This window comes from Neisseriaceae bacterium, from assembly GCA_016864895.1.
Classification (GTDB): Bacteria; Pseudomonadota; Gammaproteobacteria; order Burkholderiales; family Neisseriaceae; genus QFNR01.
The window spans coordinates 1,579,742-1,593,109 of record CP046107.1; the positions used below are offsets into that span (position 1 = coordinate 1,579,742).

The 13,368-nt window shown below is 33.9% G+C and carries 9 protein-coding genes and 1 other RNA gene; 7 read left to right on the forward strand and 3 right to left on the reverse strand.

The features are described from left to right. The first annotated feature begins 24 nt into the window (after positions 1-24). From glmU to mutM, 4 genes are all read left to right on the forward strand, one after another. Positions 25-1,398, forward strand: coding sequence for a UDP-N-acetylglucosamine diphosphorylase/glucosamine-1-phosphate N-acetyltransferase (gene glmU, locus GKC53_06745; GenBank protein ID QRN41779.1), 1,374 nt, complete (start codon positions 25-27; stop codon positions 1,396-1,398). A 16-nt stretch (positions 1,399-1,414) separates the two neighbouring features. Next, entirely contained in the window at positions 1,415-3,250 is a 1,836-nt protein-coding gene (gene glmS / locus GKC53_06750; GenBank protein QRN41780.1) for a glutamine--fructose-6-phosphate transaminase (isomerizing), read from the forward strand. A gap of 737 nt (positions 3,251-3,987) precedes the next feature. Next, on the forward strand, positions 3,988-6,435 hold the full coding sequence (locus GKC53_06755; GenBank protein ID QRN41781.1) for an AAA family ATPase: 2,448 nt from the start codon (positions 3,988-3,990) through the stop codon (positions 6,433-6,435). Between the two features lie 2 nt (positions 6,436-6,437). Then, on the forward strand, positions 6,438-7,250 hold the full coding sequence (gene mutM, locus GKC53_06760) for a bifunctional DNA-formamidopyrimidine glycosylase/DNA-(apurinic or apyrimidinic site) lyase (GenBank protein QRN41782.1): 813 nt from the start codon (positions 6,438-6,440) through the stop codon (positions 7,248-7,250). Here mutM and rnpB read toward each other — a convergent pair. After that, positions 7,247-7,601, reverse strand: an RNA gene (gene rnpB / locus GKC53_06765) — RNase P RNA component class A. The genes mutM and rnpB overlap by 4 nt on opposite strands. A gap of 118 nt (positions 7,602-7,719) precedes the next feature. Between rnpB and GKC53_06770 the strand changes: the two genes are divergently transcribed. From GKC53_06770 to GKC53_06780, 3 genes are all read left to right on the forward strand, one after another. Next, positions 7,720-8,850 carry a beta-ketoacyl-ACP synthase III gene (locus GKC53_06770; protein QRN41783.1) on the forward strand — a complete coding sequence of 377 codons (1,131 nt, stop codon included), beginning with the start codon at positions 7,720-7,722 and terminating at the stop codon, positions 8,848-8,850. Between the two features lie 3 nt (positions 8,851-8,853). Then, positions 8,854-9,372: a pantetheine-phosphate adenylyltransferase gene (coaD, locus tag GKC53_06775; protein ID QRN41784.1), complete on the forward strand. Its 519-nt coding sequence runs from the start codon at positions 8,854-8,856 to the stop codon at positions 9,370-9,372. Between the two features lie 113 nt (positions 9,373-9,485). After that, on the forward strand, positions 9,486-10,658 hold the full coding sequence (locus GKC53_06780; protein ID QRN41785.1) for an O-succinylhomoserine sulfhydrylase: 1,173 nt from the start codon (positions 9,486-9,488) through the stop codon (positions 10,656-10,658). 266 nt (positions 10,659-10,924) lie between these two features. Here the strand turns inward: GKC53_06780 and GKC53_06785 are convergent, their stop codons facing one another. Next, positions 10,925-11,776 carry a sugar nucleotide-binding protein gene (locus tag GKC53_06785; protein QRN41786.1) on the reverse strand — a complete coding sequence of 284 codons (852 nt, stop codon included), beginning with the start codon at positions 11,774-11,776 and terminating at the stop codon, positions 10,925-10,927. Positions 11,777-11,791: 15 nt separating this feature from the next. After that, on the reverse strand, positions 11,792-13,282 hold the full coding sequence (locus tag GKC53_06790; GenBank protein ID QRN41787.1) for an exopolyphosphatase: 1,491 nt from the start codon (positions 13,280-13,282) through the stop codon (positions 11,792-11,794). Positions 13,283-13,368: the final 86 nt, after the last annotated feature.

Consider the following 13,368-nt stretch of genomic DNA (forward strand, 5'->3'; position numbering starts at 1 on the left):
CTTTATTACACTAAAGTTATTGTTATGCAAGATTTATATGTCATCATTTTAGCAGCGGGTCAAGGCACTCGCATGAGATCTCATCAAAAACCCAAAGTATTACATAGCATTGCAGGTAAGCCTATGCTTTCTAGAGTCATAGAAACAGCAGAACAATTAAATCCTAATAATATTAATGTTGTGGTGGGACATGAGAAAGAACAGTTATTTGAGCAAGTTCATTTTTCTGTTAATTGGGTAATCCAAGATCAACAACTAGGTACAGGACATGCAGTGAAGATGGCTTTACCCAATATTCCTCAAGAAGGCATTACACTGGTTTTATATGGTGATGTGCCTTTGATTGATGAGACAACTCTAAAAAATCTAATTAATACAGTAGGAGAGAATGAAGTTGCTATTTTAACGGATTTATTAGAGGATCCCAGTGGCTATGGTCGTATTATTCGTGATGAGAAAAATCATGTAGTTAAGATTATTGAGGACAAAGATGTCAATTCGGTACAAAGATTAATTAAGGAAATTAATACTGGTATTTATGTTATCCCCAATCAATATTTGCACCAATGGTTGAACCAACTAAATAATAATAATGCACAACAGGAATATTATCTAACTGATATCATAGCATTAGCTCATGAACATAATGTACCTGTCAAAACTGTACCTGTTTCTAAAAGTTATTTAGTGATGGGGGTTAATGATAAGGTTCAATTAGCGACTTTAGAACGTATTTATCAGCAAGAGATCGCAAAACAATTGATGCAAAATGGGTTGATGCTCATGGATCCTAACCGGTTTGATTTAAGAGGAGAGTTAATCTTTGGTCGTGATGTTATTATTGATGTTAACGTTATTTTTGAAGGAAACAGTGTACTGGGCAATAATATTCATATCGGGGCTAATTGTGTGTTAAAGAATGTCACTATTCATGATAATGTCATCATACAACCTTTTTCTCATTTAGAAGATTGTGAAGTAGGAGATTCTGCGAAAATAGGCCCCTATGCTCGTTTAAGGCCGAAAGTTAACTTGGCAAAAGAGGTTCATATTGGCAATTTTGTTGAGGTAAAAAATTCTAAAATTGGTATTGGAAGTAAGGTTAACCATTTAACATATGTGGGCGATACTACCATTGGGAAAGGTAGTAATATTGGTGCAGGAACAATCACTTGTAATTATGATGGTGTTAGTAAACATGCCACCATCATTGGTGATGATTGCCGTATTGGTTCAGGTACTATGCTGGTAGCACCTGTTGCTGTGGGGGATAGAGCAACAATCGGAGCAGGTAGTGTAATTACTAGAAATTGCCCTGAAAATCAATTAACAATATCTAGAAGTAAACAAATATCTCTTGCTTCTTGGGTGAGGCCAGAGAAAAAAAGTCAATCGTAAATTTTTTGGGGTCATTATGTGTGGAATAGTGGGTGCAATTCGTTCGGATAATAAAATTGTAGAATTTCTAACCGATGGTTTGAAACGCATGGAATATCGAGGGTATGATTCCTCCGGAATTGCTGTTTTAATGCAGAACCAAATTAAACGGGTTCGTCGTGTAGGTAGGATTTCTGAATTAGACAAGGCAGTTAGCGAAATTGATTTGGTATCGAATGTTGGAATTGGTCATACTCGTTGGGCCACTCATGGAGAGGTTACAGAGCCTAATGCACACCCACATGTTTCCCATCAAAAAATTGTTCTGGTACATAATGGAATTATTGAGAATTATCAAGAAGAAAAGAGAAATTTAATAGATATGGGTTATGAATTTGAATCACAAACTGATACAGAGGTCATTGCCCATAGCATTCATCATGATTATCAAACCTCATCTAATTTATTTGAAGCAGTACGAAAAACCACTTTGAAATTTCAAGGTGCTTATGCCATTGGTGTTTTATGTTTAGATGAACCAGATGTGATTGTTCTTGCCAGAATGGGGTGTCCTCTATTAATCGGTTTGGGAGAAGAGGAAAACTTTTTTGCTTCTGATGTATCGGCTTTAGTGGCCTATACAAGAGATATTATTTATTTAGAAGACGGGGATATTGCCCAAATTTCCATTCGGGGTATTGATAATTTGCTGGATAAAACAGGTCGAGTCGTTGAACGAGAAGTCAAACAATCACAGGTTTCATTAACTTCTCTGGAGTTAGGTCCGTATAGTCATTTTATGCAAAAAGAAATTTATGAACAACCTAAAGCAATTATAGACACTACAGAGGTTGTTTTTTCTACAGGTTTTGTGCCTAGTTTATTTGGAGAAAAGGCAGAAACTATATTCAATGAAATAAATAGTGTCAAAATTTTGGCTTGCGGGAGTTCTTATTATGCAGGAATAACTGCTAAATATTGGTTAGAGTCGATAGCTAAAATTCCAACTGACGTCGAAATTGCTAGTGAATATCGTTATCGTGAAGTGGTTTCTAATCCTAGACAATTAATTTTAACCGTTTCTCAGTCAGGTGAAACGCTGGATACTATCGAAGCCTTAAAAAGAGCTAAATCACTAGGTCATGATAAAACATTGGCGATTTGTAATGTGATGGAAAGTGCTCTGGTACGTGAAAGTGAATTGGTATTTTATACCAGAGCAGGTGCAGAAATTTGTGTTGCCTCTACTAAAGCATTTACCACACAATTAGTTGTACTATTTATTTTTACAATAACTTTAGGGCGACTAAAAGGATATATTAGCGAGGCACAAGCACAAATTTATTTAGAAGACTTAAGACATCTGCCAGGGAGTGTCCAAGCAGCCCTTAATTTAGAGCCACAAATTACGCAATGGGCAAATTTATTTTCTCCCAAAGACCATGCTTTATTTTTAGGGCGTGGTATTCATTATCCTGTGGCCTTGGAAGGTGCGTTGAAATTAAAAGAAATTACTTATATTCATGCGGAAGCTTATCCAGCGGGTGAATTAAAACATGGGCCATTAGCTCTGGTGGATCAGGATATGCCAGTAGTCATCGTTGCACCGAATGACTCTTTACTCGATAAATTAAAAAGTAATATGCAAGAGGTGGTTGCAAGGGGGGGTGAATTATTTGTTTTTACCGATGCAGATTCTGATTATGAAGCCTCCAAAGGTATTCGTGTGATTAGAACCCCAAGGCATGTTGGCACATTATCTGCGATTGTACACACCATCCCTGTACAGTTATTAGCCTATCATACAGCTTTAGCCAAAGGAACAGATGTTGATAAGCCAAGAAATTTGGCGAAGTCTGTAACAGTTGAGTAGTGATATAGATTGGTTGATTTAAATAACCAACATTGCTTGTTCTTTTTTGTGAGCACATTAGCGCCGTATTCCCCCTCTTGGGTATTCAGCAAGAGAGGGTCAGGGTGTTCTTGACTTTTTTAGTATATTCAACTAGTTGTTGTGTTTCAATGTAAGCTTTCATTCTCTCTAAATGTAGTACCACCTACCGAACTAACAAAATAAGCACGATGCCAAAACACAGACCCAAAATGGAATGGGCATGAAGATTCAGCAAGTCAGTTTTTATACGATGAGTATTGGCTGTTTTTAGGTTATTAATCAATACCGATAGATTCAGATTAGGAGATGCTAAAACATATGAATATGCTCGATTCTCTACCGAATTTGATTCCTCTACAATGCCAAACCATAAGGATTACCACAAAAACTTCTTTAAAGAAATCAAGTAAGTTTTAAGTGATTACTTGATATGTGTGTTGGGTGAAAAAACAACATATCACTCAACGTTATCATTTCATGTGACCACTTGATTTATTATTCGTTTCTTTTTATATTTATTAAATTACCTCATACTATGGAAATTCAACTGAAAAAACCGGATTTTATTTTCATTGGATTATATATTGTTATGGCAATGGATAGGTTGTCAAGGGTTGGTGACAGCCACTTCAAAGTGAGTTAGCACAGTTTTTAGATACGTAGAGGTCTCCATCCTTTAGGGTGGGAGGACATCAATTATTTTCGGGGGTCTGTTGATGAGTGGAATGATAAAAAAAATAGACTATATTCAAAATATGGCAGTCTATCAGGATTTTAAATGGAATCTAAAAGAAAAAAATAATACAGAAGTAAGTTTTGAAAAAATAAACATATTTTACGGTAGAAATTGCTCGGGAAAAACAACCTTATCACGAATATTTAAGGTATTAGAAAAAAAACAACTTCCTGATAAATATCAAAATCTGAAATTTAGTGTATCTGTTGGAAAAAAAACAGTAACACATGAGGACTTGTCTAATGAGAACTCATCGGGATCTTTACCCATTGTTCGAGTTTTTAATCAAGATTTTATACAAGAGAATCTTGGGTTTATTTTTGATGAAGAGCGATCTATCACAGGATTTGCAGTTTTAGGGAAACATAATCTAGAAACAGAACAAAAAATTAAAGAACTTTATAAAGAACTTGGAAGTAAGGAAGATAAAACAGGGCTACGAGGAAAATTAGCTAAAGCTGAATATTATTTTCATCAATCAGATAATGAACTTAAAAGTCTTAGTAAAAAATTAGAACAGCGGTTAAGAGTCAAAGCAACAGAGGATCGTGATATCGCGATTAAGTATAATAAAATATTTGGGGATCCAAACTATAATATAAAGAACATAGAAAAAGATGTTTTATATTTGTTGAAGAAAGGTTATCAACCAATTAATTCTGACCAAAAAGATAAATTTGAAAAGATTTGTAGAGAGGAGGCAAAACCAAGGATCGAAAAACCTGTGTTTCCTAGCTTAGGCTGTTTAGATTTAATTTCTGAGGCTAAAGAATTAATTGAGAGAAAAATTTCTATATCTAAACCTATTCAAGAATTAATCGAAAATAATGCGTTAGCTCATTGGGTGAGACAAGGCATGGAGTATCATCGACATAGAGAAACATGTGCATTTTGTGGAAACATTATTTCACCAGATCTTTGGCCGAAGTTGGAGCAACATTTTAATTTGGAATCAAAAAATCTTGAACAAAAATTGGATAAGTTAATTGACTGGATTAAGAAAGAAAAAGAACATATAACTACTTTTCCTAAAATAGACTATACCATTTATTATTCTAATGATTTCAAAGTGTTAAAAGATCTCGAAGCGAGGATAGATAGGTATCTTTTAAAATATCGTGACTGTTTAAATGAGATAAAAGTTCAAATTAACAACAGAAAAAATAATATTATAAAGCCAATTGAATTTAAGGCACCTGAGATTGATATTAATGAATATGGTAACATTAAAAATACGTGGGAACATATTATAGATACCTCGAATGAATATACTGATAATTTAGGTGAATGGAAAACGAAAGCAAAAGAATCGTTGCGACTTTATGACGTTCATTGTTACATTCAATCAATAGGGTTTTTAGAGAAATACGGCGAGATAGTAGAAAAGAGAAAAGAAAGTTCGGGTTTTCAAAAAGCAAAAGAATCTTTGGAGAAAGAGATCTCAAATAAAGAAAATGAAATCGAAAAATTGAGGTCTCAATTAGAAGACAAACAAGCTGCTGTAAAAAAGATTAATGACTATCTAGAATTTGGTTTGGAATATCCGTCTTTTTGCTTAAAAGTAGTGAATGAGGATAAGAAGCAATATCAATTTGAAATAGTGCGCATTAATGGAAAAATCGATAATGAAAAAGCTGATGCTGAAAAAGCCTATAATTTAAGTCAAGGTGAGCGTAACCTTATTGCATTTTGTTACTTTTTGGTAAGCCTTGAGAGTATTAATCAACAACTTAATGAGAATGAAAAACCTAAACCAATTATATGGATAGATGATCCAATTTCAAGTTTGGATTCAAATCATATATTTTTTGCGTATAGTTTAATAAAAACATTAATAGTAGATCCAGGGAACTTTCAGCAATTATTTATATCCACACATAACCTTGAATTTTTGCAATTTTTAAAACGGATGCCTGGTAGGAAAAAACAATTTTTTATCTTAGAAAGAGATAAAGATAAAGGTGATATAAGATTAATGCCTGATTATCTTAGAAACTATATCACTGAATTTAATTATCTTTTTCATCAAATTTATAAATGTGCAGAAGGTGAGCCGAATAATAATGATTATCATATGATTTATAGTTTTGCAAATAATGCAAGGAGATTTCTGGAATTGTACTTGTATTATCAATATCCAGATGGTGATGAAAAGAGAAAAAATGATAGACTAAAAGAATTTTTTGACCCAAATATGGAGTGCGTTAATTTTATTGATCGAGTTACAAATGAATATAGCCATTCATTAGGTCTAGAAAGAGGGTCTTTACCCATAGAGACTATTGAAATACGACAAGTAGCAAAAAAAATTATAGCAAAACTTAAAGAAAATAATAAATCTCAATATGAGGCCTTTCTTAAAAGTATTGGAGTAGATGAAGAGGAGATAGTCAAGAATAATTTAGGTTATTATTTAAGAAATGAATAGGTATGCCAGAATTACCTGAAGTAGAGACTACCAAAAATAAAATTATGCTTACTTTACAAGGGCAAAGGATTTTACGTATCGAGGTGAGGCAGCCTCACTTGCGTTGGGTGGTTTCACCTCAAATTATGAGATTGCAGAATGAAAAAGTACATGAATGTTCGCGACGCGGTAAGTATATTATTTTGAAGCTCGATCATGGTTATTTAGTGATCCATCTAGGCATGACTGGTTTTTTTACAATATTAGAGGCTCATATACCGGCTAGTAAGCATGACCATATTGATGTTATTTTAGAAAATGGTATTATTTTGCGTTATAACGATATACGGCGTTTTGGTTCTTGGCAGTGGTTTGAGTGCTTAGAGGATTGTGTTTTAATTCAAAACTTGGGTGTAGAGCCTTTGTCTGATGAATTTAAGAGTGATTATCTTTTTAATTGTTTTAAACATAAAAAAGTTGCCTGTAAAATAGCCATTATGGATTCCAAAATAGTAGTTGGTGTGGGGAATATTTATGCGTCTGAGGCTTTATTTTTAGCCAAAATTCATCCAGAAATACCTGCTAACCAACTCAATATGCAACAACTTGATAATTTGGTATCCTCTATTAAAGCTGTTTTATTAAAGGCTTTGAAAGAGGGCGGTACGACGATTAAAGATTTTAAGCAACCTGATGGTAAAATAGGTTATTTTGTACAACAACTAAGCGTTTATGGGCGTCATGGGGAAAAGTGTTATGTATGTGGGACGTCAATTACAAGCAAAGTATTAGGACAACGGAATAGTTTTTTTTGTCCTGTATGTCAAAAAAAGTAGCAAGTAGATCGATAAGCCGGGTTCTGTCGCGGACAGTCATTCATCTAGATTTATTGTCACCAATAAACTCAAGCAATCTACCCAAACACAATGCGAGCCACATTATCGTGTTTTGTTTGATCTTGCTCCCAATGGGGTTTAGCCAGCCATGACTTGTTGCCAAGCATGCGGTGTGCTCTTACCACACCTTTTCACCCTTACCTGTATCTCTAACTTAGAGATCATCGGTGGTTTTGCTTTCTGTTCCACTTTCCGTCACCTTTCGATGCCCAGCCGTTAGCTGGCATTGTGCTCTATGGAGCCCGGACTTTCCTCTATACAAAAATGCACAGCGACTGTCTAATCTACTTGCAGCTAGATTGTAGCATGAATTACCATTGTAACTATACAATTTTTTGAAGTAATGGCTGAAAATACCTAATTATGAGTTATAATGTAAAATTGCAATATGATAATTTTGGAGAGCTTTATGGATTCAAAATCAGTAGTACTTGTTTCTACAGGGTTATGTGTACCACCGTATTCTGTTAGTAATGCAGAATTAGTTAAATGTTTTAATCAGTATGTAAACGAATTTAACCAAGAACATAAGGTGGAGATAGAAAAAGGAGAGATTGAAGCATTAAGAGAGTCCAATAGCGAGTTTATTGTAAAATCATCTGGTATTGAGAACAGGTATTTTTTTGCAATTGATGGTATTTTAGATCCCAAAAGAATGGTTCCATATATTCCTGAACGAGATAATAGCGAAATTTCTTTACAAGCTGAAAAAGGGGTAGAAGCGTGTAGAGATGCACTAAAAAGAGCTAATTTGGAACCTTCAGATATTGATATGGTTGTTTTAGCTTGTTGTAATATGCAAAGAGCTTATCCTGCCGTGGCAGTAGAAATTCAGAAAGAATTGGGTATCGAAGGATTTGCTTATGATATGAATGTAGCTTGTTCTAGTGCTACTTTTGGTTTATTTAATGCCTATAATGCCATTCGATCAGGTAGTATTAGAGCTGCCTTGGTAGTCAATGTAGAGATTTGTTGTGGTCATTTAAATTTTCGTGATCGTGATAGTCACTTTATTTTTGGTGATGCAGCAACGGCATTTGTTTTACAAAGAGAGGATTTAGTTAAAAATACGCATCAGGGATTTAAAGTTTTAGGTGCTTCATTATTAACAGATTTTTCAAATGCTATTCGTAATAACTTTGGTTTTTTAAATCGATGTGATATAGACAAAAGGGACAATCTAGACAAATTATTTATTCAGCAAGGTCGTAAAGTATTTAAAGAAGTCTGCCCAAGGGTAGCTCAGCACATTACACAACATTTAACAGAATTATCAATTAAGCCAGAAGAAGTCAAAAGGTTTTGGTTGCATCAAGCTAATTTATCGATGGATCAATTGATTGTTAAAAAGATTTTAGGTCGGAATGTCACAGAAGACGTGATGCCTATTATATTAAGTGAATTTGCTAATACTAGTTCTGCTGGCTGTATTATTGCCCTTCATAAGTACCAAGACGGCTTAGATGCTGGTGATTATGGGGTGATTTCCAGTTTTGGTGCAGGGTATTCTATTGGTTCGGTCATTGTAGAAAAAAGATGATATATGTATTGTAGTGAGCCCAAACGAGCAATTTATGCGGGGACTTTTGATCCGCCAACTAATGGTCATTTGTGGGTAATTAGTGAGATTTCCCAGTTATTTGAAGAGTTAGTGGTTGCGATAGGAACTAATCCTGATAAGACATTTGCTTATTCTTTACAAGAGAGAATAGAAATGCTTGAGTGTATCACTCAAGAATATCCCAATACAACCATTAAAACTTTCGAAAATATGTATCTGGTTGAGTTCGCCCATCAATTACGTGCTAAATATATTATCAGAGGAATTCGTTCTGCTTCTGATTATGAGTACGAGCGAAATATGCGTTATATTAATTCTGATATTCATCCAGACATTTCTACTTTATTTGTTTTTCCACCTAGAGAGTATTCTGAGGTTTCTTCTACTTTAGTGAAAGGTTTGGTTGGTTTTGAAAATTGGGAAAATATTATTAAACGATATGTGCCAGAATCTGTCTGTCAAATCATGATTAAGAAATTTAATTCTAATGAAAATCATTAGTCGACTCTTAATATAGATCTCTAATTGTATAAAATGCCTATCATTTACTAGAGAAAACATATAAGATATATATAATCAAATATGGGGGTTTTAATATTTTTTAGGATAAGTAAATGGTACGAAAATTGCATCCAGAAACTTTAGTGCTTAGGGGATTTAAGGAACAAACATCTTATAATGAACACAACCAAGCTTTATTTTTAACAAGTAGTTTTATTTATCCAGATTCAGAGATTGCTGAATCTTTATTTTTGGGTCAAAAACAGGGGTATACTTACAGCCGGACATCTAATCCTACCGTAAGTACTTTTGCCAAACGAGTAGCATTGTTAGAAGGAGCAGAAGCAGCACAAGCTACCGCAACTGGTATGGCAGCCATACAAGCAACTTTTCTAAGTTTTCTTAAAGCAGGTGACCATTTGGTGGTCAGTCGCAGTATTTTTGGTACGACGGTTGCTTTGGTTAACTCATTAGTTAAATTCGATATTGAAGTGACTTATGTTTCACTGAGTAACTTAAATTCTTGGCAAGACGCGATACAGCCTAACACTAGGATGTTTTTTTTAGAAACACCTTCTAATCCACTAGGAGAAGTGGTAGATATTGCCAAATTATCTAACATAGCACATGAAAAAGATATTCTTGTGGTTGTGGATAATAGTTTTTGCTCACCTATTTTACAGCAGCCAATTCAATTAGGTGCTGATTTGTCAATACAATCAGCAACTAAACTCATTGATGGACAAGGTAGAGTTTTTGGTGGTGTAGTTTCGGGCAGTCAAACTTTGATTAATGATGTTTTTATGCATGTTAAAACTTCAGGACAAGTGTTATCCCCTTTTAATGCATGGGTATTAATTTCTGGGTTAGAAACCATATTTGTCCGAATAGAACGTCAATGTCAATCAGCCTTGGCTTTAGCTCAATGGTTAGAAAATCATCCTAAAGTGGAAAAGGTTTTTTATCCGGGCTTAAAATCTCATCCTCAATACGAATTAATTCAAAAACAACAAAAAGCAGGGGGAATTGTGCTCAGTTTTCGTATCGCAGGGGGAAAAGAACAAGCATGGAAACTGGTCGATAATGTCAAGATATTTTCAAAGACTGGTAACCTAGGCGACGTAAAGTCAATTATTACCCACCCATTTACAACTACTCATTGTAGAGTTGATCCAAAAGTAAAAATCGAATCAGGAATTACCGAAAATTTAATTAGGTTATCTATTGGATTAGAGCATATTGATGACTTAAAACAGGATTTAGACGAGACCTTGAAGTTAATTTAACAGATACTGCGAAATTCTCTGCTTATAGCATTATCTTAGTTAGAGATGAATAGCAGGTGGTTCGAAGAGCCAATAATGGTCTTTTTGTTTTTGATTATTTGTGTATTTATATTAGCTTTAGCCAGTATCACAGGGACTATGATGTGTGTGTAGATGGATTCCCTGCCACAAGACCATTAGGCAATGGTGTTGTACAGTTGAATATATAGATGAAAATCTATGGGTTTACGAAACTCACTCTATAGCGTTAGCCTAGAGGAGGTGATTTACTCCATTGAAATTATTTTAATAACAGTTGAATTTATCATGTCTTTCATTTTTTGATTATCAAAAAAATCTTTTCTAAACGAATTATCTAATAAAGCATATTTGGGTCGAATGCTTTTTGGAGAGGCTTGGATAGGAATAATATTAGCTGATAGCGGAAGGTATTGAGAGCATGTAAGCGCAATGACCTGAGCATATTCATACCAAGAATAGACCTTATCATCAGTAAAATGGATTATACCTGATAGTTCTGGCTTTTGTTCTAGGATATATTGAATAAATAAAGCCAATGAATGACAAGAAGTGGGTTGAGTATAAGCGTCATTGACAACGGATATGGTTTTCTTTTCTTTAATCTGGCGTACGATTTTGGTCATGAAATTATTTCTAAAAGGGCTATATAGAGATGAAGTGCGGATAATAATTGCTTGAGGATTTTCTTGTAAAACTGTTTGTTCACCTCGATATTTGGATAAGCCATAGTAATTGATTGGTTGAGCTATTTCTTGTTCAGTATATAAATGATCACACTCACCTGAAAAGACATAATTGCTAGAAATATGGATCAAACCAATGCCATATTGATAGGTTAAGGAGGCTAATTTTTTAACTGCTAGGTGATTAATTTCATCACATTTTTTAAGTTCTTTTTGTGCTAAATCTACATGATTATAAGCAGCAAAATTAAGGATATACTCAGGTTTTAAATTAGTTAATTTGTCTTTAAGCAAATCAGTATGTGTAATATCTAAATGGTACTTGCTAAATGGGCTAATATGATGGAATGGTTCCAAAATAGGAACAATACTTTGACCTAGTTGTCCATTAGCCCCAGTGATTAAAATATGCATCGTAATAAAAAAAATTTAGATTAGTTTAATAACAAAATCATAAGTAATCAATTTCCAATAGTTAGATTCTTTTTCTAATACACTGGCAGTTAAAGGATTTTTATTTATCCATGATTTTTCTATTTTTAAAATAATATTTTTATTTCTTTCATCTAGTCTAATGGAAATGTTCTCAGGAATAGTAATACCATTTCTTGCACGACAGAAAATAGTGGCTAATCTTAAAGCAATAGTGGAATACCAGAGTTCTTTAGAGGTTAAGTATTCTTGAACTTTTTTTAAATTTCCTTTATGACCGAGAATGATTAAAGCAGTAATATATTGGTCTTTACTAGAGAAACCTGACATATCAGCATTTTGTATAATGTAGGATGAATGCTTGTGGTAGCCAGTATGGGAAATAAATAAACCGATTTCATGTAACTTACTAGCCCAGGTGATAAAATGTTTCCATTGAGAAAGAGATTGTTCAATCGGGTCGCTTTTATCTAGGCGGTCAAAAAACGCCAGTGCTAGTTGTTGAACATTTTCAGCTTGTCTTTTATTAACGAGATACCTATTTTGGAAATTTTCTACTGTTTCGTCTCTGAGATCTTGATCTAGTTGACGACCAATAAAATCATATAATACACCGTCTCTTAATCCAGCATCAGTGACTTGCATAGATTTGATTTTAATTTCTTCAAAAATCGCAATCATTAGTGCAAGACCACCTGTGAATACCCTCATACGAGTAGGTTTTATGTCCCTAAATTTAACTTTTTCTACACTACCATATTTAATAATTTGATTTTTTAAGTAGATTAAAAAATCATAGTCAAAAGCTTCCTTATTGGGATAATTTAACCGATATAAGCCACTTATTGTTTTGGCTGTACCAGATGAACCAATGGACAGGTTCCATCTGGATTCTTTTATTTTCTTAACAATTTTTTGGATTTCAGAGCGCGCTGATTTGATAGCGTTATTAAAATGTTTAGCCGTAATATTATCAGTATCAAAAAAATTTTTACTGTAGGTCACACAACCAATATTTAAACTTTCTGTAATTTCAGGTTGTAAATCATTACCAACGATAAATTCTGTTGAACCCCCTCCAATATCTACAATTAGAGCTTTTTTATTATTAAAGGGGGTAATATGTAAAACGCCTGTGTAGATTAAACGTGCTTCCTCATGACCACTAATGATTTCAATTGGAAAGCCTAGAGCTTGTTGAGCTTGAGACATGAAAGAATTAATATTTTTAGCAACCCTGAAGGTATTTGTAGCCACAACACGCACTTGTTTCTCTTCAAAGCCACGTAAACGTTCACCAAATTTTTGTAAACATTGTAAAGCTTTTTTTTGAGATACATCATCTAGAAAATTATTTTTGTCCAGTCCAGCAGCAAAATGGATCATATCCTTTATTGAATCAACAGTTTGATATTGTCCATCCATATTTTTGCTGATGGTGAGGCGAAAACTATTAGAACCTAAGTCACCAGTAGCGATAAAATCCATAATCAAAAACCTTTACTAAAAATCCCCAATTTTACCACAATAACGTTGAGTTATCGTATTGAAGGTGTTTAGATACCTATTTAAAA

Excerpts from the sequence above, each read along its gene's own strand:
- glmU (QRN41779.1), top strand. The coding sequence starts at position 25 with ATGCAAGATTTATATGTCATCATTTTAGCAGCGGGTCAAGGCACTCGC.
- glmS (QRN41780.1), top strand. The coding sequence starts at position 1,415 with ATGTGTGGAATAGTGGGTGCAATTCGTTCGGATAATAAAATTGTAGAA.
- GKC53_06755 (QRN41781.1), top strand. The coding sequence starts at position 3,988 with ATGAGTGGAATGATAAAAAAAATAGACTATATTCAAAATATGGCAGTC.
- mutM (QRN41782.1), top strand. The coding sequence starts at position 6,438 with ATGCCAGAATTACCTGAAGTAGAGACTACCAAAAATAAAATTATGCTT.
- GKC53_06770 (QRN41783.1), top strand. The coding sequence starts at position 7,720 with ATGGATTCAAAATCAGTAGTACTTGTTTCTACAGGGTTATGTGTACCA.
- coaD (QRN41784.1), top strand. The coding sequence starts at position 8,854 with ATGTATTGTAGTGAGCCCAAACGAGCAATTTATGCGGGGACTTTTGAT.
- GKC53_06780 (QRN41785.1), top strand. The coding sequence starts at position 9,486 with ATGGTACGAAAATTGCATCCAGAAACTTTAGTGCTTAGGGGATTTAAG.
- GKC53_06785 (QRN41786.1), bottom strand. The coding sequence starts at position 11,776 with ATGCATATTTTAATCACTGGGGCTAATGGACAACTAGGTCAAAGTATT.
- GKC53_06790 (QRN41787.1), bottom strand. The coding sequence starts at position 13,282 with ATGGATTTTATCGCTACTGGTGACTTAGGTTCTAATAGTTTTCGCCTC.